Raw genomic sequence first — 23,627 nt, 5'->3', positions numbered from 1 at the left:
ACGGCCACCTTCACGGATAGCAAAGCGCAGGCCTTCTTCAATAGCGATAGGGGTAATTAGGTCGATGTCTACTTTAATGTTGTCACCAGGCATAACCATTTCTACACCTTCAGGCAGGTGAACGATACCGGTTACGTCAGTGGTACGGAAGTAGAATTGGGGACGATAGCCATTGAAGAATGGGGTATGACGGCCACCTTCTTCTTTGGTCAGTACGTATACTTCCGCAGCGTATTTAGTATGGGGCTTGATGCTGCCGGGCTTAGCCAATACTTGGCCACGCTCAATTTCTTTGCGGTCTACACCACGCAGCAGAGCACCAATGTTGTCACCAGCTTGAGCAAAGTCCAGTAATTTACGGAACATTTCTACACCGGTTACAACAGACTTACGAGGCTTGTCATTTAAGCCTACGATTTCGATTTCATCTTGTACCTTGATTTGACCACGTTCTACACGACCGGTGGCTACTGTACCACGACCGGTGATGGAGAACACGTCTTCTACTGGCATTAAGAAAGGCTTATCCACAGCACGTTCGGGAGTGGGGATGTAGGAGTCTACATTGTCCATCAGTTCCCATACTTTGCCGCACCATTCGCACTCGCGCTTACCACAACCACATTCCAGAGCTTTCAGGCCGGAGCCAGCTACGATGGGGGTGTCATCGCCAGGGAATTCGTAGGAGCTTAACAGTTCACGAACTTCCATATCTACCAGTTCGAGTAGTTCGGGATCGTCAACCATATCTGATTTGTTCAGGAATACTACGATGTAAGGAACACCTACCTGACGGGAGAGCAGAATGTGTTCACGGGTCTGGGGCATCGGGCCGTCGGCGGCGGATACAACCAGGATAGCACCGTCCATCTGAGCAGCACCGGTGATCATGTTTTTAACATAGTCGGCGTGACCAGGGCAGTCAACGTGGGCATAGTGACGGTTGCCGGTTTCGTATTCTACGTGTGAGGTGTTAATAGTGATACCACGCTCACGCTCTTCGGGAGCATTGTCGATTTCGTCGTAACGTCTTACTGCAGCACCACCTGCAGTGGACAGAACAATGGTAATCGCTGCTGTTAAAGTGGTTTTACCATGGTCAACGTGACCGATAGTACCGATGTTAACGTGGGGTTTGTTACGTTCAAATTTAGCCTTAGCCATGAGATCGATTCTCCTCCTCCATTAATTAAGGAATCCAGCCAGGAATTCTTTCATTCTTAAGTTATTTCCACAATTTAGTTATCTTTATACGTTAACAACCCAAAATCCCCGGCAAATCCCTTGCTAGATTCGTCACAAAGATGCAAAATCCTTCTTTGCTTTTGAGATTTCTTTTAGAATCCGCAGTGATGGCCGTAGCCCTCTACTACCAAAGGAAAGAAGCCAATCCATACGGACTGGCTTCTTTCCTTTGGTAGCGGCGACTGGATTTGAACCAGTGACCCCACGGGTATGAACCGAGTGCTCTGACCAACTGAGCTACGCCGCCACATACTGGAGCTGCTAACCGGATTTGAACCGGTGACCTTATCCTTACCAAGGATACGCTCTACCTACTGAGCTATAGCAGCATTTGGTTGCGGGAGAGGGACTTGAACCCTCGACCTTCGGGTTATGAGCCCGACGAGCTACCAACTGCTCTATCCCGCGTCAGCAAAAGTTATTATATCACAGACAAATCCTGCCATCAAGTATTATTTGAGAAAGCATTGTCTGTTGTTATAATCTGGTGGAGGGAGAAGGATTCGAACCTTCGAAGTCGTCTGACGGCAGATTTACAGTCTGCTCCCTTTGGCCGCTCGGGAATCCCTCCAGATTAACTTTAAAGCATTTCTTTTGGAGCCGACGATGGGACTCGAACCCGCAACCTGCTGATTACAAGTCAGCTGCTCTACCAATTGAGCTACGTCGGCACCGAACATTGATTATAATAGCAGATTGAGGTTTCAGTGTCAACAGTTTGTTTACTGTATTATTTAGCAACATTATATCTTTTTAACCAAATTTTTTTTAGTCAAAAATAGAGGTAAAATGTATAATCGTGTAGTATTAATCTATATCAAGTAACCAGTTAGTGAAACAAGATTAGGCTTCCCGCTTTTCTAAATATCTTTCTAGCTTACGTTTTACTCTTTGCAGTGCGTTGTCAATGGATTTTACGTGTCGGTTGAGGTCTTCGGCAATCTCTTGGTAAGACTTACCCTCCAAATAGGACATAAGAACTTTCCATTCGAGGGAGCTAAGGATTTCACCCATTTTTTCTTCAATATCATCAAACTCTTCCCTGCTGATGATGAGTTCTTCGGGGTCAGTAATTTTAGAACCAGAGATAACATCTAGTAATGTGCGGTCTGAATCCTCATCATAAATGGGTTTATTTAAAGATACATAAGAATTTAATGGGATATGTTTTTGCCGAGTTGCAGTTTTAATAGCAGTGATAATTTGCCGTGTGATACACAGTTCCGCAAATGCACGAAAGGAGGATAACTTGTCCATTCTAAAATCCCGGATAGCCTTGTAAAGACCAATCATGCCTTCTTGGATAATATCCTCACGATCTGCCCCAATAAGGAAGTACGAACGAGCCTTCGCACGCACAAAGTTTTTATACTTATTAATTAAGTACTCCAGCGCCGCGTCATCACCTTCACGCGCAAACTCGACAACATCTTCATCCACCATTACATTATATTCGCCGGAAACTTCTCTTTGTGCCTGTGAATTCAAAATGATCGCCCCCGCTTTCTTATCTCTCTAACCCAAAACAAAAAGTACTGCTGTGCCGGTATCCGGGGTCTGATACACCCATTGATTAAGCAGTTAATTAGAAAAACTTTGCTGGTTTACCTGTGACTTGGCCCTTTGGAGTACGCCAAAGTCACTAAACGCCGGCGAAAGCTTAATTTGCCAAACAACCTAAAGAGTTATAATTACAAGTTCCATTATAGCTTATCCCAAAAAGACTCGTCAAGGCAAAATAAATCCAACCATAGTGGGCTTTAATTCTTGCTACGCCGCCATTTTTCCAAAATCACCCTAATATCAGAGGGTAGTTTGTCCTCCAGATAACCCTCTGTGGGGTTGACTTTATTAAAGCCTTCTTGACCTTCTTTGTTTACCTTAAAAACCTGTTTTTTGAACTCCTTCGGCGTTAATCTGTAGGCACCTCTGCCAAAAATGATACGTTGTTCATCCCAATCAGAGGTAACTACATACACGGTACCGAGTTTTCCCAGATCACCCACAATTCTTTCAATTAACGAGTCAGCAGTTTCCCCTTCCTGGGTATAAAAGACCTCTACGCCATGGATAACATCGCATCGCTCCACACCACTTTTAACTAGGTGTGCGTCAAACACGATCCTGACAGAACTGCCACTGAATCCAGCGAAATTGGCTAACATATCAATGAGCTTGTCCCTGCAGTGATCTAATCCGTTGTCGATCATACCGGCAAAGTCTGGCCAGGCATGTATAATGTTGTATCCGTCCACCACATAAAACTCTTGCATGGACAAACCCTATCCTCTCTGGCGTACCACCTCATACACCAATAATGCAGCTGCCACTGAAGCATTAAGTGACCCTACGCGTCCTGCCATAGGTAACCGCACTAATAGGTCACACCTTTCTCGTATCAATCTGCCAATGCCCTTCCCTTCGCCACCAATGACCAACAGCAAGGGCCCTGTTAGATTAGCCTGCCAGTAAATCTCTGGTCCCTCCATATCGGCTCCCACTACCCACAGGCCTTCTTCTTTTAACATCCGCAGGGTCCGGTCCAGGTTAGTTACCCTGGCCACCGGAACATATTCTACCGCACCGGCAGAGGCTTTGGCGACGGTGGCTGTTAAAGCTACCGACCTACGCTGCGGAATAATAACCCCGTGGGCACCGGCGGCATCTACCGTACGAAGTATGGCCCCCAAATTATGGGGGTCGTTTATTTCGTCCAGCATGACAATAAAAGGTTCTTCCCCCTTAGAACGGGCAATCTCAAGAATATCTTCCACTTCTACATATTCCTTGGCAGCCGCATAGGCAATAATACCTTGGTGCGAGGTGTCTGCAACCAGCTTATCTAAGTGGGAACGTTCCACCGTTTGCACGGGAATATTGCCTTCCCGGGCTAACCTGATGATTTCTCCCAGAGGACCGGTGTTGGCCCCCTTAGCCATCACTATTTTATTAATAGGACGACCCGCACGTAATGCTTCCCGAACCGGATTTCTTCCGGCTATCATTTCACTCACAACGTCCCTCCATGTTGCTTTACTTATGTTACATATTTTGCAACAGCCATTTAAGATAGTAGGTTGCGGCCACCCCGCCCAGGGCGGCAACACCACCCAGTAGAATCAAATTCCTGCGACGTTTTACCACCCCAAACACGCCCAGGGCCAAGGCGATTACCCACAGCCCCAGGATGGTGAACGCGACTATTTTCATTGATTCACTTCCCCTACGGAATTGAGCCCATATTGTTTACGAACCTCCGCCCGGTTGCCACAGCTCAATTTTCCTTCCGGACATGGTCCCACCAAACATCCAGGGCCAGCATCAGCAAATAAGACTGGGGCAACCTCCTTCACCAATGCCAACATTTGTTCAGCCACCCGGCGAATTTCCCATTGAGCTCTCCTGCAGCAACGCAGTTGAAAGAAATGTCTTAATTCCCGAGCATTCATGGTAACCATGATTTTGGTTTCCGCGGCATTAGGTAGAACAAATCTGGCATCCTCATAGGCCCCTCTACCACCACCCAGTTTTTCTACCCAACCATCGTACCATTTTTGTATTTGGGCCATTTGCTCGGCAAACTCTGTCATCGCTTCCGGGCCTAGCGCCATGATAGAATCAGGAACTACATAGTCAAAGATACCATTTTGATTTTGTTGTCTGGTTTCCCCAACATATCGCTGGGACTGAACACTAAAACTGGCAATGCGATGCCGGGTAATCTGGGCCAGTAGGCTGCGGGATACTCCTTCGATACCAAAGGTAAAGGAAACATGTTCTATGGTACTGTAATGTCCCAAATCCAGTAGCTTCTGTACAAAGGATTGTTGATCGGCTGCAACCACATTAGCCTCCAGGCCATCTATGTCAGATGCCGAGTAACATAGCCTAGCAGCCATCGTTACGATCTTTTCAGGGTTCGGGCTATACTCTAATAATCGTACTTTTACTGTTGTTTTACCCACTCTCTTCTCTCCCGATATGGCCAGCAACTTGACCTATATATTTACAAACTGAAAGGTTAATCTAGGTATGATGTTAGCGTAGCATGTTTCTAAAGGCTAATGCTAGTTGGCTTGTCGTCCTTTCGCAATAGCTTCTAAGGCCAACCCCACAATTGTCTGCACTCGTTCCTGTTTCCCTTGCAAATGTAGATAACCAATCAGGGCTTCCAAAGCCGTGGCATGTCGATAATCCATGAAATCAGCATTTTTGGGGAGCGAAGCTATTTTCGCATTGCGTCCCCTGCGTACCACGGCCAATTCTTCTTCTGTTAATTTTTCCTCCATGGCAAACAACGCCTTTGCTTGCGCTGCCGCCTTAACATAACGAACAGCTTCTCGATGCAGGCGGTTCACTTTCCCCAGGCCCTGTCCTATTAAAAATTCACGAATGGCCAGTTCATAAACAGCATCACCTACATAAGCCAACACCAGGCTAGGCAGCTCTTCTGGCCTTTGATTGTTCATATTATCCCTGCTTTTTCCAGCGGACACCCTGGGGGGTATCTTCTAAAATGATCCCTAATTCTTTTAGGCCATCTCTAATGGTATCGGCAGTAGACCAATCTTTCTTGGCGCGAGCTTCCTGGCGAATTTTTATGATTAACTGCACTAGCCCTTCTGCCAATTGGTCGTCCTGACCGGCTTCTCCTAAAATCAATTGTCCTGTCCTTTGGTCTTCCTTTAGAATACCCAAAACTCGATTAAAATCTTTCATCAAAAGGTGGGCTTGCTCTAAAGCCTCTTTGTTTGCCTGAGAAAGTTCCGGGCCGAGTTTACCCACAAAAATATTAACCTCTTTGGCTAACTCAAAATATATCGATACCGCCAAGGCCGTGTTGCAATCGTCATCCATAGCCTTCTCAAATTCTAAGCGAAGTAAAGCTAATCTATCGGCCAAAAGTGTATCTCTTTGCACTGCATCCGTTCCTGGTTGGATGGGACGGGCCAAAGCCTCGTATAACAAGCGGATAGCCGTCTTAATTCGGTCTAAACCTTTGCCGGCCATAACTAGCTTTTCATCATCAAAGTCCAAGGGGCTACGGTAGTGAGTAGACAGTAAATACCATCTGACAACATCCGGTGGGAATTTAGCTAAAATTTCTCTTACTAAAAAGAAGTTGCCCAGGGATTTTGACATTTTTTCCTGATTGACTGTAATAAAACCATTATGCATCCAATAGCGAGCAAAGGGCTGCTGGCAAGCAGCTTCGGACTGGGCTATTTCGTTTTCATGATGGGGAAAGATTAGATCAAAACCGCCCCCATGGATATCAAAACCAGCACCTAAGTATTTTTCTGCCATAGCGGAACACTCAATGTGCCATCCTGGGCGCCCCTTTCCCCAAGGGCTGGGCCAACTGGGCTCACCCGGTTTAGCCGCTTTCCAAAGGGCAAAATCCATCGGATCTTTTTTTCGGGGGTCCACTTCTACCCTGGCTCCGGCTTGCATATCTTCCAAGCTGCGGCCGGATAATTTACCGTACCCCGGGAAACTCCGAACCTCAAAATAAATATCCCCATCAACGGCATAGGCATTTCCATTGGCTTCTAACTTTTTAATCAAAGCAATGATTTCTTGTATGTGTTCCGATACCTTAGGATGTGTCTCTGCACGCATGACATTAAGGGCATCCGCATCTACAAAGAACTCGCGAATATATTTTTGTGCCAGTTCCAATGGGTCCATTTTCTCTTCCTGGGCACGCTTGATAATTTTGTCGTCCACATCGGTAAAGTTTTGGACATAATTTACCTGATAACCTTTGTAAATAAAATAACGCCTCACGGTATCAAAAAAAACCAATGGTCTGGCATTACCCAAGTGAATAAAGTTATAGGTAGTAGGCCCACAAACATACATGTTGACCCGTCCGGGCTCTTTGGGTATAAATTCTTCCTTGGTTCTGGTTAGGGTGTTATAAATTTGCATCTAACTCTTGGCCCCCTCCGCCTTATCTTTCAAATGACAACATTCACGTTCCACTTCTTTTAACTTCCGCTCTAAACGCTCGATATCGTTCTGCATCTGGCTTAGCATATCAGCAATGGGGTCGGGCATCTGATCGTGCCGTAAATCTGGGGTGTAGGCAGACTCAACCTTTTGCCCGTCCCGTATGACGATACGTCCAGGCACCCCAACCACTGTGCAATTTGGTGGTACCGTTTTCAGCACCACCGAACCGGCACCAATCTTTACATTATCCCCTACCGTAAAAGAGCCCAATACCTTAGCCCCCGAACTAATCACCACGTTATTGCCGATGGTAGGATGCCGCTTACCCTTTTCTTTGCCTGTTCCCCCTAAAGTAACCCCTTGATAAATAGTTACGTTGTCCCCAAGCTCAGCCGTTTCACCGATAACCACTCCGGAACCATGGTCAATAAAAAGTCCTTCCCCAATTCGGGCACCCGGATGAATTTCAATACCGGTAAGAAATCTGGATACTTGGGAGAGAAACCGAGCGAGTACAAAGAATCCCTTTCGATGGATCGCGTGGGCTACCCGATGCAGGAGGATTGCGTGTAGGCCGGGATAACAAAGTAAGACCTCAAGCACACTCTTGGCCGCTGGGTCCCGTTCAAATATAGCATTTATCTCTTTCTTAATCCGGCTGAACACGGGGATCACCTCCGTTCCTAACACTTTTTCTAACCCATGGGTTAGCTTTCTATTCTGATCTAATAATAACGGTAGGGTTAGTGTGGGTAGATGTTATCCACCGCAAGTAAGTTCCATGCTCCGCGTCGATAACACCATACCCTGCATTATTATCATTTTCTACTGCTATCTAGCGTATGTTTTATTGAATCATAGCACGTAATCTGGCAACCGTCCGTTCCCTGCCAATAACCGGTATAATCTGATGCAGCTCGGGTCCATGGGTTCGACCGGTAATGCCCACCCGTAAGGGTTGGAAAATAAATTTACCCTTGAGTCCGGTTTGTTTCCCAATGGCCTTTATAGTTGCCTTAACCGATTCTTCGGTTAATTCCTCTACCTCAGTGAATAGCGTAGCAGCCGCCTGCATAACCACCGGCATTTGTTCCCAGGTGAGCACCTCTTTGGCATCCTCTTCCTCCACCTTTACTTGGTCTTGGAAAAAGATATCCACGTGTTGGGAGATTTCCTGCATATAGGAGATATAGTTCCTGGCAATGGACACCACTTGTTCCAACCAAATTAGTTTTTCGCCCGTCACTTCTCCTTCCAGATAGCCTGCTTCCTTTAGATATGGTATGGCTAAGCGAGTTAATTTGGCCACCGAATAATTGCGAATATATTGTCCGTTGAGCCAGTTTAGTTTATCAATATCAAATACTGCCGGATTTTTTGCTACCCGGTCCAGGGAAAACTGCTTCGTAATTTCTTCCAAAGAAAGAATTTCTTCTTCACCGCTGGGTGACCACCCCAGCAGTGCCAGGAAATTGACCAATGCTTCAGGCAGATACCCCAACTTTTCATATTGTTCAATGGAAGTGGCTCCGTGGCGTTTACTCATCTTGCTGCGGTCTTTCCCTAAAATTAGAGAGATATGGGCAAACTCCGGCTTCTTCCAGCCCAAGGCATCATAGATAAGAATTTGCCGGGGGGTATTGGATAGATGTTCCTCCGCCCGCACCACGTGGCTAATATTCATGTCGTGGTCATCCACCACCACGGCAAAGTTATAGGTGGGAATGTTATCAGATTTCATAATGACAAAGTCGCCAATGCCATTGCTTTCAAACTCAACCTGCCCCCGTACATGGTCATGAATGGAGATTATTTGATTCTCGGGAACTTTAAAACGGACTACCGGTTTCTTGCCTGCAGCCTCGAACTTTGCTTTCTCTTCAGCACAGAGATGGCGGCAACGGCCCAAGTAACGCGGCAGCTCTCCTTTGGCCATCAAGGCTTCCCGTTCGGCTGCCAATTCTTCTTCACTGCAATAACACTGATAGGCAAAGCCCCGCTCCTGCAGCTCTTTAGCAAGCCCCCGATACAATTCCAGCCGTTCCGTTTGCCGATAGGGTTCATTGGGTCCACCCACGGTAATTCCTTCATCCCAATCAATCCCCAACCAACGCAGGGCATTCAATATATTTTCTTCAGATTCTCTGGAGGATCTCTCCAGGTCAGTATCTTCAACCCTTACAACGAACTGGCCTCCGTGGTGACGGGCATATAGCCAGTTAAAAAGCGCCGATCTAGCTCCCCCAATATGTAAAGGCCCCGTCGGACTGGGGGCAAATCTAACCCTGACAGACAAAAGATTTCCTCCTCTATCATTTTTTAGTTCATCTCTCAGATGGATATTATATCATTTTTGTATAAAGTGACACAACTCCTTGCAACGATAGTAAAGTTTGTTGAAAAATGTCACCTTTGCAGCCTTATCGCATAGTATTAAGTATACATTGTGAATTTTATTTCAATTGTGGCAGGAGAATTTGTAGTTTTGGAGAATTTTAAATGTTGGAATAATGAAATAGCAGGAGGTATTAACCCTGTATGGCTACTCCTAAAATTGCTGATTTAATTGATGAGTACAATGAAATAAAGGGTACTCTCAGCTTCAAACCTGATTATAAAAAGCTTTGTGATAAAAATGTGGAACTAGTTGTTTTCTGTGACAAGCAGGTGGGAAAATCCTATTTTTCTCTGGTACGCAATCATGAATTTGAGATAATTTTCACCCATAAGGTCGGGGAGAAAATTCATCAGTCAAAATTAGATTTCAATACGTTCCACCCGGTTTTCGATACCTGCCTTCATCTTTATTGGGGACCCGACAATTGTGAGGTGCGCTGGGATTATACCTCCGGTTGTTGTGATGCTTTTGCGCTGTAGAGCTGTGAGTAACATATGTAAGCCCCTCTATTTTTACAAACAGAGGGGCTTTTCGTTTACTTTTTCTGCATTTTTGCCCAAGAATCCTTGAGGGACACAATGCGGTTAAACACTAGGCGGTCTGTAGCGGTATCCGGGTCCAGTGAAAAATAACCCTGTCTCAGGAATTGGAAACGATCACCTGCCACCGCCGTGGTTAGATTTGGTTCTACGAAACTGGAAGTCAGGACTTCTAAGGAATTGGGGTTAATATTCTGAGTGAAGTCCCCTTCTTTGTCTTCTTCTGGATTTTCCTTAATAAACAAATGTTCGTAGAGTCGTACTTCCGCTGGTAAGGCATGGGATTCAGCAACCCAGTGCAGGGTACCCTTTACCTTTCGAGTCTCCGTGGACATCCCACTCTTGGTCTCTGGATCATAGGTACAGTGTACTTCGAGGATTTCTCCGGTTTGTTCATCCTTAACCACCTGCTCACATTTGATAATGTAAGCATGTTTCAGACGAACCTCCCGGCCAGGTGTCAGACGGAAGAATTTTTTTGGTGGATCTTCCATGAAATCTTCTTGTTCAATATAGACCACCCGAGAAAAGGGGATTTTACGGGAACCAAGTTCCGGGTTTTCTTGGTTATATTCGGCATCCAACCATTCCACCTGATCTTCGGGATAGTTGTCAATCACAAGCTTTAGTGGGCGAAGTACTGCCATTACTCTGGGAGCCCTGAAATTTAAATCTTCCCTGATGCAATGCTCCAGCAAAGCAATATCCACCGTGCTAACGGCCTTGGCCACACCAATCCGCTCACAAAAATCACGAATAGCCTCTGGGGTATAACCTCGACGTTTCAGCCCGGAAATAGTAGGCATGCGGGGATCATCCCAGCCCCTAACGTGACCTTCCTCCACCAATTTCTTTAACTTTCGCTTACTCATTACAGTATGACTTAAATTTAACCGAGCAAACTCTATTTGCCGTGGTTGAGAGGTAAACTCCACACCAACATTTTTAATGACCCAGTCATACAACGGGCGGTGGTCCTCAAATTCGCAGGTACAAATTGAATGGGTAATACCTTCTATGGCATCGGATAACGGGTGGGCATAGTCATACATTGGGTAGATGCACCAGTTATCCCCAGTTCGGTGATGCTTTGCCCGTTGGATACGATAAAGCACCGGATCTCGCATGTTGATGTTTGGAGAGGCCATATCAATAATCGCCCGCAGTACTCGGGAACCGTCTGGAAACTCACCCGTTTTCATGCGTTGAAAAAGATCAAGGTTTTCTTCAATAGAGCGATTGCGGAAGGGGCTTTCTTTGCCAGGTTTGGTTAAGGTCCCACGGTATTCCCGAATCTCTTCCGCACTTAGATCGTCCACATAGGCTTTGCCGGCTTTAATTAAATTCACAGCAAACTCGTACAGTTTATCAAAGTAATTTGAGGCGTAGAACAACCGATCATCCCAGCTGTAACCCAACCACTTTACATCTGCCTGAATGGAATCCACATACTCAACATCTTCTTTGCTGGGGTTCGTATCATCAAATCTCAGATTACAAAGACCCTTGTATTCCTGGGCCAGGCCAAAGTTTAAGCAAATGGACTTAGCATGTCCAATATGTAGGTAGCCATTTGGTTCGGGTGGGAAACGCGTATGTACCCGGCGATTGTTCTTTCCTTGGTTCAAATCGTCATCAATCATATCATGAATAAAACTAGAAATCTTAGAGTTCATTTTCCCCCGTCTCCCTCTTCTATAGTAAAAATATTATTTGGTCATAAAATGTCATTTTTCCACATCTTGTCCAAAAATCCTTTTTTCTATAAGTAACTTACAATGCAGCCTTGCTTTTAAGCAGCGTACACACTGCATAAGCACCGATGCCTTCTCCCCTGCCAGCAAACCCTAAATGCTCGGTGGTAGTGGCCTTTAAATTAATATCCTCCAGGGGAAGCCCCAGAATCTTCGCTAGGTTACCCCGCATGTCGGGTAGATAGGGTGCCAATTTTGGGGCCTGAGCCACCACCACCGCGTCAAGATTATTGATTGAATAATGTAGCTCGGTCAATTTAGACGTAACTTCTTTTAAGAGTTCAAGACTGGAAATCCCTTGATAACGGGCATCGCTGTCTGGAAAATGCTTGCCAATGTCCCCCAGGGCAGCGGCACCGAGCAGCGCATCCATAATGGCATGGGTCAGCACATCCGCATCTGAATGTCCCAAGAGTCCTACCGGGTATGGAATAATTACCCCTCCCAGAATGAGTGGGCGGTCATTCACCAGTTTATGTACATCATAACCGATGCCAATACGCATTAATTCTTCCTCCTTTTGATGAATGCTTCGGCTAGAACCAGGTCTTCCGGAGTTGTTATTTTTAAGTTTTCATAACTTCCTGCTACCAATTGTACCGGGGACCCTAGTGCCTCGATCAAGGCGCAATCATCAGTGGCCAGCATACCGGTATCTAAAGCCCGGCGGTGTGCCTGCATAATAAGCGAGAACCGAAAAACTTGAGGAGTCTGCACCGCCCAAAGAGTTTCCCGTCGGGGTGTAGCCATGACAATCCCCCGTTCATCCACCACCTTAATGGTGTCTTTTAACGGTACAGCCAAGGCCGCTGCTCCGATTTCCCTGGTTACCCTGATAACTTCAGCAATTTCCTCTGGTCGTATCAAGGGCCTAGCCCCATCGTGAATAAGCACCAGTTCGGTGTCCTGTGGCAGTGCACACAGACCGTTATACACAGAAGTTTGGCGGTGGTCGCCACCCGGCACCACCGCCATAATTTTGCTTAAAGCATTTCCTTGATCAATCATCTCTTGGCATAAAGCTACTTCACCCGGCCCCACCACTATTACAATACCATCAATTTCCGGACATTGCTCTAAGGCAGCCAGAGTATGCATGATCACCGGTTTATCCACCAACTGCAGATATTGTTTTTTTACTGTTGAACCCATCCTGCTGCCACTACCTGCTGCCGGAACAATCGCAATTACCTTACCCAATGGCGTTCACTCCACCCACAACTTGCCCGGCCGCTTCTGCACGTTTATCTGTACCCTTAGGCTTGGCAAAAATCATCCGGCCCGCTGCCGTTTGTAACACACTGGTTACCAAAACACTAATGGTTTGGCCCATATAGCGTTTTCCACCATCAACCACAATCATGGTACCATCATCCAGATAAGCAACACCCTGGCCCATTTCCTTGCCATCTTTGACCACCATCACTGTCATTTCTTCACCGGGTAGTACTACCGGTTTAATGGCATTGGCCAATTCATTAATATTTAAAACTTTAACACCTTGTAATTCCGCCACTTTGTTTAAGTTGTAGTCATTGGTAATGATCTTGGCCCCTAATTTCTGGCCCAACTTAACCAATTTGGCATCTACTTCGGCAATATCATCCAACCCCTTGGCGTTTTCATAAATCTGCACTTTGATATCGGCTGATTTTTTCATGGCATTTAAGATATCCAGCCCCCGTCGGCCTCTGTTTCTTTTTAAAAGATCCGCTGAGTCCGCAATGTGCCGTAATTCATCGACCACAAACACAGGTACTAATAGCACACCCTCGATAAAACCACTCTGGCATAATTCGGCAATTCGGCCGTCAATGATTACACTGGTATCTAAAACCTTTGTTTGTTGAGCCTTGGTTTCCGCCTTTGTTAATTTTTCTTTACCAAAACGGGGTAGGCTGGAAAATAGTGAGACAATATCCTCTCTTTTCTTTACCGCCACCGATAGCCCTAAATATCCCAGTAATAGCGTGCCCAAAAGCCAAATCGCTTTCCCAATGGCACCCATGGTTGATAGAATGGCACCCAATAAATTAGCAATAATAAGTCCAAAAATAAGTCCTAAAGAACCCATAATCAAGTCTTGGGTCGGGGTTTTCACTAAGTGTTGATCAACTACTACCGTAAGTTTAAGGCCCCCCCGAATAATCCAGGGTGCACTGACAACTCCCACCAGCAAACCTAACAACGCCCCCAGAGCGATTACACCCAACTCCAATTGTGGAAGTGTGTCCGGTACCATAACTAAATCATTCGATACGATGTATAAACCCACCCAAAACCCTAGACTAGCAAAAAGTAAAATAATTAGCCCATAGATAGTTTTTCGAATAATTTTCATTGCACCTCCCTTCGTGGTAACCATTTTTCGAAAATTGGCTTGTTTGCTCTTACGCAGATATATGCCAAAAAAATGGTACTGACCATAATTATAAAGGTACTGGTTAAGTTCATTCAACAACAAAAAAGGGCGAATAATGACACCCATATAGGAAAAACAGTACCTTTATTCGATGTTTAGGCAAAAACCCCATCAATGAGAGAGCGTGCGTTATCTTCCTCTAATTCAGCTGCTAAAACCAGTTCACTAATCAGGATTTGTCGTGCATTTTCTAACATTTTACGTTCACCGGAGGATAAACCCTTCTCCTTGTCCCTGGTTAAAAGATTCCGGACTACTTCGGCTACTTCGTAAATGTCGCCACTCTTAATCTTTTCCAGGTTAGCACGATAACGGCGGTTCCAATTGGTGGACATCATGGAGGTCTGACCTTGCAGCACACCCATCACCGTAGCTACCTCTTGGGGATTGATAATTCCCCGCAAACCAATATCATTACAATTGCTAATAGGAATCATAACTTTCATATCACCGATGGGAAGTCGCAAAATATAGTACTGGCGTTTTTCGCCTAAAACCTCTTTTTCTTCAATGGCCTCGATGACTCCGGCTCCGTGCATTGGATATACGACTTTGTCACCAATTTTGAACAAGGCCAACCCCTCCCCAATAATGTTGTCACAATTATAGCACAAAATACCACCCGTGTCAAAAAACATATATTTTAGCATAGCGTTACAGCGGTGTCAATAAGCATTTTATGACATAATGGTCCGTTTGACAAAGCCCCTTCAGGCTAGCTATAATTGCTTTAACGGAGAGTAAAAGGAGTGGTCGGGCAGATGAAAGACTTGCTTTGCGATCAGTTTCAGAATACTGTTTCCGAGATGCTGCTTTGTCATAGGAGCATTTTAGAAATACTATCCAAGATGCAGGAATCTGGTGTACGGGTCCAACGTTCTGTGGTACAGTCTGTTACGTCCTGCGGTTGCCAAAAAATCGTTGCTAATAAAAAAACCCTACCCGAGGATGCAAGTTTTTTTGATTTAAAAACGCTAATGGATTCCCATCTTTCTGGAAACCTTTGCCCTAGCTGTCGAGAAACCATTGAGTGTGAAATTGGACGTTCCCTCTTCTACATGGCCGCTTTATGTAATTTGCTTGACCTTAATCTTTATGACATTTTTATAAAAGAACATAAGCAATTGGAACTTTTAAGGGAATACAATTTGACCTAAAACCTAGGGAGTGGCGCAAAACTACTTTTTTGCGCCACTCTCTTTTTAGCCATAGGCCTAAGGCCAGTAATTCTGCTAAACCCCAAAACCAAGCTAAACAAAGCCGCTGGCTGAAGACTGATAGCTCCAGCTAACAGCCAGTTTATTTTATTTTATAGCGATTTTGCAATAACATCTCTCCATAGCGGGTGAGACCATCTTTAATGGATCTTGCGCGCACCTCACCGATACCTTCCACTTCATCTAATTCCTGAATGGAGGCTAGCAGAATCGTTCTTAAATATTTAAAGGTAGACACTAAATTTTCAATAACAGGCAAAGGTAGACGCGGTATTTTTCGCAATGCCCTGTAACCACGTGGGGATACACTCTGGTCCAATACGCTGGCACTACCTGGATATCCTAAAGCTCTGGCGATTAGTACTAGATCGAGCAGGTCTTCGGCAGGCCAACTACCAATAACTTTGAGGATACTATCCGGGGTTTTTTCGCCTAAAGTTGTAGCATAATCCTGAATCACCAGCAGACCCTCTTCTTCTACATTGGCTACCAATTCATCCATCTGCATGGCAATCAGGCGACCTTCCGTACCCAACTCGCTAATGTAACGATCAATTTCTTTTTTCACTCGCAGCACCATCTCAATTCTTTGGATGGCCCGAGTAACGTCATATAGGGTTACCACTTCCTGCAATTCCATCATTGATAATTCATTCATTACTTTATCGGAAACAGAACGATACTTTTCCAGGGTTTGCACCGCTTGATTGGCTTTAGCTAAAATTACTCCAATTTCCCGCAGAAAATATTTAATGGGTCCTTTATAAATAGTAATAACGCCTCTTCGTTGAGATATCGAGATAACTGGCATATCACATTGTTTTGCTACCCGCTCGGCAGTGCGGTGGCGAATACCTGTTTCACTGGAGGGAATAATGAGGTCGGGTATAAGCTGGGTGTTAGCAGCAATGATTTTTTTCGTATCATCACTAAGAATAATAGCTCCATCCATCTTCGCTAATTCATACAATCCTGCTGGGGTGAACTCTGCATTAATGGCAAACCCCCCCTCGGCTAATTCCATCACCTCTGGACTGTCCCCTACCACAATTAACGCCCCGGTTTTAGCCCGCAAAATATTCTCCAGCCCTTCTCTAAGGGATGTACCAGGGGCCACTAACCGTAATAGTTTTAGTAACCTATCCTCAATTTTTTCGTCTTTAACCAATCTTTACACCCCTTACCGCCCAATGGCGGCTTCTACTGCCTCTTGAATGGATTGCACACCGATGTATTCTATTATACCCATTTTTTGCATTTGTTGCTCTCTAGCGGGACCAATACAGTGCTTAAAACCCAATTTTGCTGCTTCATGTAAGCGCTTATCCATACCTGATACCGGCCTAATTTCCCCTGTTAAACCAACTTCGCCCACCAATACCAGATTATTCTGCAAGGGCTTCTCTTTAAAGCTGGAGGCAATGGCCAAAGCCACCGCCAGATCTGCCGCTGGTTCATCCAGCTTAACCCCGCCTACGGCACTAACATAGGCATCATGAGTAGAAAGTCTGAGCCCTACCCGTCGCTCCAGTACTGCCATAATTAAGGCCACTCGGTTATAATCTATCCCAGAGGTCATCCGTCTTGGTGTACCAAAACCAGTGGGACAAACCAACGCCTGGATCTCTACTAGCAAAGGACGGCTCCCCTCTAAACTAGGGATAATTGCTGACCCAGCCACAGCTTCAGGCTTTTGGTTCATAAATAGCTCCGAAGGATTTATAACCTCGGTTAACCCTTGGCCTCGCATTTCAAAAATTCCTAACTCATTGGTGGAACCAAAGCGATTTTTTACGGTACGCAGGATGCGGTGGGCTTGATGCCGCTCACCCTCAAAATAGAGCACCGTATCTACCATATGTTCTAAAACCCTGGGACCGGCCAGCGTACCCTCTTTGGTTACATGGCCCACCACAAACACCGGGATACCAGTTCCCTTGGCAATTCGCATTAAGATACCCGTACACTCCCGTACTTGCGAGACACTGCCCGGGGCAGAAGATACCTCTGGATAATAGACCGTTTGGATGGAGTCTAAAATGACCGCCCGAGGTTTGCTTTCTTTGATAACTTTTTCCACCAGAGACATATCGGTTTCAGCCATTAATAACAGTTCGCCCTGTAAAGCCCCGATGCGTTCCGCTCGCATCTTGATTTGCTGAGCTGATTCTTCTCCCGATACATATAAAACTTTACCGATCCTTGCTGCTAGGGCAGCTGCTGCTTGCAGTAACAGCGTGGATTTGCCAATGCCGGGGTCTCCCCCTACCAGCACCAAGGAGCCAGGCACTAAGCCCCCTCCCAGTACTCGATCCAACTCTGTTAGCCCGGTGGAATATCGTTCTTCCTGCGTGATGATAACATCCGTCACTGGCACAGGGCCACTACCGCTAATGCCACGTACAGACTTGGCCGGCTTCTCGGCCCTTTCTTCCAACAAAGTATTCCATTCTCCACAACCAGGGCAACGCCCCAGCCACCTAGCAGATTGATGACCACATGCCTGACAGGCATAGGTGGTTTTATTACGCAAATTATGGTACCCCCATTTATTTCTATAACACAAATTGGTTAGTATTTGTTAATTTTTCTCCAAGTTTTGACATTCGCTGTTCTTTATTAAATTCCTCCCTATTTTGAAAATTATTCCATACGGTAATGACTTTCGGAAACCACCCGTACAAAACATTCTACCAATTTAGGTTATAACGCTAACTGGTTTTAGACCATAGTCCATAGGACCCGGGACTTAAGTCTTATTTAAAGACCCTCTAACCAGTAAAGTAAAGGCAACCCCTAACGAGTCGCCTTTACTTTAAAATTTATGCCATTGCCAGTGCTTTTACTACAATATCGCTTTCCTGAACATCTATTAAAACTTGCTCTCCCTTGTTAAAGGTTCCTTTAATCAGCTCTTCAGAGAGACGGTCCTCTACCCTGCGTTGGATTTCCCGGCGCAACGGGCGTGCCCCAAATTCTTCACTGAAGCCTACTTCAGCCAGCTTTTCTTTGGCAGCATCCGAAAAACTAAGATGTACCTCGTGCTCTTCCATACGTTTAGCAACCTCCCGTAACATTAAATCGACAATTTGTTTAATGTGTTCACGGGTTAAGGAATGGAAAACAATGGTTTCATCAATACGATTGATAAATTCTGGACGGAAGGTCCGTCTTAAGGCTTCTTCCGAACGCTCCTTCAGTTTTTGGTACTCTTCTGCAGCTTCACCAGCATTGGCAGCAAAACCTACCCGCCCAACAGCCTTCAGATTTGATAAACCGACGTTAGAAGTCATGATAATCACGGTGTTTCGGAAATCCACCACCCGACCCTTAGTGTCTGTCAGTCGTCCATCCTCCAACACTTGCAGCAGGATATTAAAAACATCTGGATGTGCCTTTTCGATTTCATCCAGCAGTAGCACCGAGTAGGGCTTACGTCGTACAGCCTCGGTTAACTGGCCTCCTTCATCATATCCCACGTAGCCGGGAGGGGCACCTACCAAGCGGGAAACAGCATGTTTCTCCATATATTCGGACATATCAATGCGTACCATCGCATCTTCGTCATCAAACAGTGCTTCAGCCAGGGCTTTAGCCAGTTCAGTCTTACCCACGCCAGTGGGCCCCAGGAAGATAAAGGAGCCTACCGGACGTTTGGGGTCCTTTAGGCCAGCCCGTGCACGACGAACTGCCCGGGACACCGCCTGCACGGCATCATTTTGGCCAACCACTCGCTTATGAAGGATATCTTCCAGATGTAAAAGTCGTTCCGATTCTTCCTGAGCCATTTTTTTCACAGGCACACCGGTCCAACTGGCTACAATATGGGCGATATCCTCTTCGGTAACAACCAAATGGTTGCCACCCTTAGTTTGATTCCAATTATCCCGAACCTGATTCAACTCAGATAAAATAGCCTGTTCCTTATCTCGCAGTTCCGCAGCCTTTTCATATTCTTGATTGTTAATAGCTGCTTCCTTCTCTTTGCGGATTCCATCCAACATCTTTTCCCTATCCTTCAAATCCGGTGGAGCGGTGAACGCTTTGATGCGTACACGAGAGGCTGCTTCATCAATTAAATCAATAGCTTTATCCGGTAAAAATCGATCCGTAATGTAGCGATCCGATAATTTGGCTGCAGACTCCAAGGCCACATCAGTAATGTTGACCCTATGATGTGCTTCATATTTATCGCGGACGCCCTTTAAAATTTCGATGGTTTCCTCCACGGTAGGTTCATCCACCTGGATGGGTTGAAAACGTCTCTCTAAAGCAGGATCCTTTTCAATATACTTACGATACTCATCTAATGTGGTAGCCCCAATGGTTTGAATTTCCCCTCGCGCCAGCGCAGGCTTTAAAATATTGGCGGCATCAATAGCTCCTTCAGCAGCGCCCGCCCCAATTAGAGTATGGAGTTCGTCAATAAACACGATAATATTACCCGCTTGCTTAATTTCCTCCATCACCTTTTTAAGTCGATCTTCAAATTCCCCCCGGTACTTGGTACCGGCCACCATACCAGGTAAATCAAGGGTTACCACCCGGCGTTGCAAAAGAATCTCTGGCACATTGCCACTGACAATGCGTTGGGCCAGTCCTTCGGCAATGGCTGTTTTACCTACCCCAGGCTCCCCGATTAGAACCGGATTGTTTTTGGTCCGACGGGAGAGCACCTGAATGACACGTTCAATCTCCTTAGCTCGACCAACCACTGGGTCCAATTTATCTTCTTTGGCAAATTGAGTTAGATCTTTGCTAAATTGATCCAAACTGGCAGTTTTACAACCCCCAGCGGGGCAGCTATGTCCGTGTCCACCGGCGGGCTGCCCACCCCCAGGAGCACCACCTAGCATAGCGAGTACTTGCTGACGAACCCTCTCTAAATCTGCACCTAAGGAAACCAGCACCTGGGCCGCTACCCCTTCTCCCTCACGAATTAGGCCTAGCAGTAGGTGTTCGGTACCGACATAATTGTGGCCCATACGGCGAGATTCTTCTACCGACAATTCCAAAACCTTTTTAGCCCGTGGAGTAGGGGGAATATCCGCCGGCACAGACTCCTTACCGGTCTCTACCATTTGCTCTACGACAGTTTTAACCTTTTCCGCACTGATATTCATTTGCTCCAGTGCCCTAGCAGCAATCCCTTCACCTTCTTTGATGAGTCCTAACAAAATATGTTCGGTACCGATGTAAGGGTATTTTAATCTGCGTGCTTCCTCTTGGGCCAACACCAAAACTTTTTGCGCCCTTTCAGTAAATCTTTGAAACATAGTACAACCTCCTAACCATTAGGATAAAGAATTTAATTTTTCCCTTATTAAAGTGGCACGAAAGATATCCCTCTGTGCAGGATTAAGATCCTCACCCTTCAATTTATTTAAAAAAGCCGGGCGAGTCATCACAATCAACTCCATAATCAATCCCCGAGGAATATTGGGTATAATGTTCAAATCAACACCCAGCCTCATATCAGATAACAAGTTCATGGTATCCGTAGAGGTAATACTCCTAGCGTATTTTAATAGACCATAAGCCCGCCAAACCCTATCCTCAATCGGATACTGTTGCTCCTTGTACAAGGCCAGTCGGGCGGTTCTCTCCTGAGTTACCAATTGCTTAGCTACCATAATCAAATTATCAATAATTTCATCCTCAGTAAGACCCAGGGTAACTTGATTTGACACTTGAAATAAATTGCCGGTAGCTTGCGTCCCCTCACCATAAAGTCCCCGCACCGTTAAGCCTAATTTTGATAAGGTAGTCAAAATAGAATTGATTTGCTGCGTCATTACCAGTGCCGGCAAATGAAGCATTACTGAAGCCCGTAGACCGGTCCCCACGTTGGTTGGGCAGGAGGTAAGATAACCCATGTCTTCTGCAAAGGCAAAATCTAATATCTGCTCCATACCATCATCCACTTTATTGGCCAGATCCCAACATTCCTTTAGTTGTAATCCTGGTAACAAACATTGGATACGCAGGTGATCCTCTTCATTGATCATAATATCAATGACTTCGTCCGCACTGAGAACTACACCCCTTTTCTCAGGTTGTTCCAACATATCTGGGCTAATTAAATGTTTCTCGACTAGTATTTGCCTTTCTGTAGGTGATAATTCTGTCATGCGAGACAACTCTAACTGACCTACAATTTCCTTGATAGCCGCACTTTCTATGGCTGATTGGACCGCATATAAAATTTTATCAGCATTGTCATAGCCCAGTAAGTGCGGAAAGGGATAACCTACTAGGTTTCTAGCTATGCGCACCCGACTACTGATGATAACATCACTTTCCGGGCCAGATGCATCCAGCCATTTGCTATAGGGATTACTTACCGTCTCCCGTAAGGACATTTTGATCCCTCCCCTATTGAAGCTGCTGCTCCAGATCTTTGATTCGATCACGTACCCCAGCAGCCTTTTCAAACTCTTCCTGTCTAATAGCTTCCTGCAGCTGTCCTTTTAAAATACGAATCTCTTTGGCTATGATAGCCTTACCGCCGGTTCTCCGGGGAACCTTCCCGGTATGCTGGCTACTGCCATGTATCCGTTTTAATAAAGGCTGTACTCCTTGCCCAAATTGGCTATAACATTCACTACAGCCAAAGAGTCCACTTTTGGCTACCTGGGCTTCCGTGGCACCGCATTTTTCGCAGCTTACCTGAGGCAAAGACTTGGTTTGAATTTGGTTACCAGTAAAATGATGATTAATTAAGCCGGCCAAGAAATCATGTAAATTTAGTTGTGGTAGTCCTCCTAAACTTTCTGCCTGCATTTCTGCAGCACAGGTAGAGCATAGGCTCATTTGTTTCTTGGTATTATTGATAACTTGGGTAAAATGAACCTGAGCCGGTCGTTTTTGACAACGATCGCAAAGCATTATAGTTCCTCCTTCCTCAACTCTCTCTGAATACGGCAGCAAGCATGACCCGTAATAAATTAGCTCGCAAACTGTCACGCCAGGGTAACTCCAAACGAAGTGAATTACGATCTACCACTGCTCTAAATATTTGCGCTTCCCTGAGAGTAATAAGTTCTTCTTCAGCCAGACGCTTAATAATATTTTCTGCCTGGGATTGGTTTATTTCCTCACCCACTAAACGATATATTTGTACGGCTGGGTCACCATGTTGCTCCAAGGGGATTTTAACAATTCGAATAAAGCCGCCACCACCACGGCGACTTTCTACAATAAAACCATTTTCAGTGTTAAAGCGGGTGGATAATACATAGTTAATTTGAGACGGTACACATTTGAATTGAGCGGCCAATTCGTTTCTCTGTAGCTCTACAGAATCACCTTGACTCTCCTGAAGTAGATTTTTGATATAGCGTTCAATTAGCTCTGAAATATTGGCCATTGAGTTATCATCACCTCACTAAACCTTTCCTTGACCTTGCCTAACCTTAGACTATTATTTCACCTATCAAGCTGTAATAAACCTTATTGATCTAGATGAGATTTTACCTACCAGTACCAGCAGTCTGTCTGTCGGACATAATTAGTTGGACTGCAAAAATTATTTGACGTTGCCTGACCTTGACTTTATATTAAAACCATTGCTTTGATCTCGCAATGGTCAATAATGGTCAAATTTATTTGCAAATCTTATTTTTTATTAGCATTCATGATATTACTAAACATATCTCAGATTTTGATAGTTTTTCATACGTAAAAAACCTCTGCATTTTGCAGAGGTTTCATATTGGCTCCCCGAGCTGGACTCGAACCAGCAACCTACCGGTTAACAGCCGGTTGCTCCACCATTGAGCTATCGAGGAATATAATTAATCTGGCGACGACCTACTCTCCCAGGGATTTGCATCCCAAGTACCATCGGCCCTGAAGGGCTTAACTGCTGTGTTCGGGATGGGAACAGGTGTACCCCCTCCGGTATCGCCACCAGAAACTTTGTGCTCAAATAACATTTTGATATTTTTACTAGCCAAGCCTATGACCTAGGGCCATAGGCTTAAGGCCAGTTTTTTACTGGCTCCCCGAGCTGGACTCGAACCAGCAACCTACCGGTTAACAGCCGGTTGCTCCACCATTGAGCTATCGAGGAATATAATTAATCTGGCGACG

Annotated in this window: 23 protein-coding genes, 7 tRNA genes and 1 rRNA gene; 2 read left to right on the top strand and 29 right to left on the bottom strand. The window is 45.4% G+C overall.

Annotated features, from left to right (window positions below):
• The 15 genes from tuf to gltX form a co-directional block, all read right to left on the bottom strand.
• A partial coding sequence (gene tuf, locus BUA78_RS18745) for an elongation factor Tu (RefSeq protein ID WP_072917605.1) occupies nt 1-1,164 on the bottom strand: 1,164 nt, incomplete at its 3' end.
• Nucleotides 1,165-1,415: 251 nt separating this feature from the next.
• Nucleotides 1,416-1,492 (bottom strand) — tRNA-Met (locus tag BUA78_RS18740).
• 6 nt (nt 1,493-1,498) lie between these two features.
• A tRNA-Thr gene (locus tag BUA78_RS18735) sits at nt 1,499-1,574 on the bottom strand.
• Between the two features lie 3 nt (nt 1,575-1,577).
• A tRNA-Met gene (locus tag BUA78_RS18730) sits at nt 1,578-1,653 on the bottom strand.
• A gap of 77 nt (nt 1,654-1,730) precedes the next feature.
• A tRNA-Tyr gene (locus tag BUA78_RS18725) sits at nt 1,731-1,816 on the bottom strand.
• 24 nt (nt 1,817-1,840) lie between these two features.
• A tRNA-Thr gene (locus BUA78_RS18720) sits at nt 1,841-1,916 on the bottom strand.
• Between the two features lie 172 nt (nt 1,917-2,088).
• Complete coding sequence (gene sigH, locus BUA78_RS18715; protein WP_072917602.1) at nt 2,089-2,733, bottom strand: RNA polymerase sporulation sigma factor SigH; 645 nt, start codon at nt 2,731-2,733, stop codon at nt 2,089-2,091.
• A gap of 272 nt (nt 2,734-3,005) precedes the next feature.
• A complete protein-coding gene (locus BUA78_RS18710; protein WP_072917611.1) occupies nt 3,006-3,518 on the bottom strand; it encodes an NYN domain-containing protein in 513 nt (170 codons plus the stop codon).
• 9 nt (nt 3,519-3,527) lie between these two features.
• Nucleotides 3,528-4,259, bottom strand: a complete 732-nt coding sequence (rlmB, locus tag BUA78_RS18705) for a 23S rRNA (guanosine(2251)-2'-O)-methyltransferase RlmB (protein ID WP_238456878.1) — start codon at nt 4,257-4,259, stop codon at nt 3,528-3,530.
• A gap of 28 nt (nt 4,260-4,287) precedes the next feature.
• Nucleotides 4,288-4,455 (bottom strand): DNA repair protein, encoded by a 168-nt coding sequence (locus BUA78_RS18700; RefSeq protein WP_072917600.1) that lies wholly within the window; start codon nt 4,453-4,455, stop codon nt 4,288-4,290.
• Entirely contained in the window at nt 4,452-5,210 is a 759-nt protein-coding gene (gene thyX / locus BUA78_RS18695; protein WP_072917597.1) for an FAD-dependent thymidylate synthase, read from the bottom strand. Before thyX ends, BUA78_RS18700 begins: the two co-directional genes overlap by 4 nt.
• Nucleotides 5,211-5,312: 102 nt before the next feature.
• On the bottom strand, nt 5,313-5,714 hold the full coding sequence (locus BUA78_RS18690; RefSeq protein WP_072917595.1) for a Mini-ribonuclease 3: 402 nt from the start codon (nt 5,712-5,714) through the stop codon (nt 5,313-5,315).
• A 1-nt stretch (nt 5,715) separates the two neighbouring features.
• Entirely contained in the window at nt 5,716-7,179 is a 1,464-nt protein-coding gene (cysS, locus tag BUA78_RS18685) for a cysteine--tRNA ligase (protein WP_072917593.1), read from the bottom strand.
• On the bottom strand, nt 7,180-7,869 hold the full coding sequence (cysE, locus tag BUA78_RS18680) for a serine O-acetyltransferase (protein ID WP_072917590.1): 690 nt from the start codon (nt 7,867-7,869) through the stop codon (nt 7,180-7,182).
• 181 nt (nt 7,870-8,050) lie between these two features.
• Nucleotides 8,051-9,499 (bottom strand): glutamate--tRNA ligase, encoded by a 1,449-nt coding sequence (gltX, locus tag BUA78_RS18675; RefSeq protein ID WP_072917588.1) that lies wholly within the window; start codon nt 9,497-9,499, stop codon nt 8,051-8,053.
• Nucleotides 9,500-9,741: 242 nt separating this feature from the next.
• Between gltX and BUA78_RS18670 the strand changes: the two genes are divergently transcribed.
• The gene (locus tag BUA78_RS18670; RefSeq protein WP_072917585.1) at nt 9,742-10,080 is read left to right on the top strand and encodes a hypothetical protein; all 339 of its coding nucleotides are present in this window, start codon (nt 9,742-9,744) and stop codon (nt 10,078-10,080) included.
• Between the two features lie 56 nt (nt 10,081-10,136).
• On the opposite strand, the gene BUA78_RS18665 is transcribed toward BUA78_RS18670, so the two are convergent.
• The 5 genes from BUA78_RS18665 to BUA78_RS18645 all read right to left on the bottom strand — a co-directional run bounded on the left by BUA78_RS18665 (nt 10,137) and on the right by BUA78_RS18645 (nt 14,888).
• Nucleotides 10,137-11,816, bottom strand: coding sequence for a glutamine--tRNA ligase/YqeY domain fusion protein (locus tag BUA78_RS18665; RefSeq protein ID WP_072917582.1), 1,680 nt, complete (start codon nt 11,814-11,816; stop codon nt 10,137-10,139).
• Between the two features lie 97 nt (nt 11,817-11,913).
• A complete protein-coding gene (gene ispF / locus BUA78_RS18660; protein WP_072917580.1) occupies nt 11,914-12,399 on the bottom strand; it encodes a 2-C-methyl-D-erythritol 2,4-cyclodiphosphate synthase in 486 nt (161 codons plus the stop codon).
• Nucleotides 12,399-13,094, bottom strand: a complete 696-nt coding sequence (ispD, locus tag BUA78_RS18655; protein WP_072917578.1) for a 2-C-methyl-D-erythritol 4-phosphate cytidylyltransferase — start codon at nt 13,092-13,094, stop codon at nt 12,399-12,401. The genes ispF and ispD overlap by 1 nt, the downstream gene beginning before the upstream one ends.
• Complete coding sequence (locus tag BUA78_RS18650; RefSeq protein ID WP_072917606.1) at nt 13,087-14,229, bottom strand: PIN/TRAM domain-containing protein; 1,143 nt, start codon at nt 14,227-14,229, stop codon at nt 13,087-13,089. Before BUA78_RS18650 ends, ispD begins: the two co-directional genes overlap by 8 nt.
• Nucleotides 14,230-14,411: 182 nt before the next feature.
• Entirely contained in the window at nt 14,412-14,888 is a 477-nt protein-coding gene (locus BUA78_RS18645) for a CarD family transcriptional regulator (RefSeq protein ID WP_072917576.1), read from the bottom strand.
• 189 nt (nt 14,889-15,077) lie between these two features.
• Between BUA78_RS18645 and BUA78_RS18640 the strand changes: the two genes are divergently transcribed.
• Nucleotides 15,078-15,473, top strand: coding sequence for a nucleoside triphosphate pyrophosphohydrolase family protein (locus BUA78_RS18640; protein ID WP_072917574.1), 396 nt, complete (start codon nt 15,078-15,080; stop codon nt 15,471-15,473).
• Nucleotides 15,474-15,615: 142 nt separating this feature from the next.
• Here BUA78_RS18640 and disA read toward each other — a convergent pair whose 3' ends face one another.
• From disA to BUA78_RS18595, 9 genes are all read right to left on the bottom strand, one after another.
• Complete coding sequence (disA, locus tag BUA78_RS18635; protein ID WP_072917572.1) at nt 15,616-16,701, bottom strand: DNA integrity scanning diadenylate cyclase DisA; 1,086 nt, start codon at nt 16,699-16,701, stop codon at nt 15,616-15,618.
• A gap of 12 nt (nt 16,702-16,713) precedes the next feature.
• Nucleotides 16,714-18,066 (bottom strand): DNA repair protein RadA, encoded by a 1,353-nt coding sequence (radA, locus tag BUA78_RS18630; protein WP_072917570.1) that lies wholly within the window; start codon nt 18,064-18,066, stop codon nt 16,714-16,716.
• A 289-nt stretch (nt 18,067-18,355) separates the two neighbouring features.
• Nucleotides 18,356-20,809: an ATP-dependent Clp protease ATP-binding subunit gene (locus BUA78_RS18625; RefSeq protein WP_072917568.1), complete on the bottom strand. Its 2,454-nt coding sequence runs from the start codon at nt 20,807-20,809 to the stop codon at nt 18,356-18,358.
• A gap of 18 nt (nt 20,810-20,827) precedes the next feature.
• The gene (locus BUA78_RS18620) at nt 20,828-21,895 is read right to left on the bottom strand and encodes a protein arginine kinase (RefSeq protein WP_072917565.1); all 1,068 of its coding nucleotides are present in this window, start codon (nt 21,893-21,895) and stop codon (nt 20,828-20,830) included.
• 13 nt (nt 21,896-21,908) lie between these two features.
• A complete protein-coding gene (locus BUA78_RS18615; RefSeq protein ID WP_072917563.1) occupies nt 21,909-22,421 on the bottom strand; it encodes a UvrB/UvrC motif-containing protein in 513 nt (170 codons plus the stop codon).
• A 16-nt stretch (nt 22,422-22,437) separates the two neighbouring features.
• Entirely contained in the window at nt 22,438-22,902 is a 465-nt protein-coding gene (locus tag BUA78_RS18610; protein WP_072917560.1) for a CtsR family transcriptional regulator, read from the bottom strand.
• 346 nt (nt 22,903-23,248) lie between these two features.
• A tRNA-Asn gene (locus tag BUA78_RS18605) sits at nt 23,249-23,323 on the bottom strand.
• A 9-nt stretch (nt 23,324-23,332) separates the two neighbouring features.
• A 5S ribosomal RNA gene (gene rrf / locus BUA78_RS18600) occupies nt 23,333-23,449 on the bottom strand.
• A gap of 83 nt (nt 23,450-23,532) precedes the next feature.
• Nucleotides 23,533-23,607: transfer RNA gene (locus BUA78_RS18595), tRNA-Asn, on the bottom strand.
• Between the last annotated feature and the right edge of the window lie 20 nt (nt 23,608-23,627).

This window comes from Desulforamulus aeronauticus DSM 10349 (genome assembly GCF_900142375.1).
GTDB lineage: Bacteria > Bacillota > Desulfotomaculia > Desulfotomaculales > Desulfotomaculaceae > Desulfotomaculum > Desulfotomaculum aeronauticum.
This window is presented reverse-complemented; position numbering and strand designations above follow the sequence as displayed.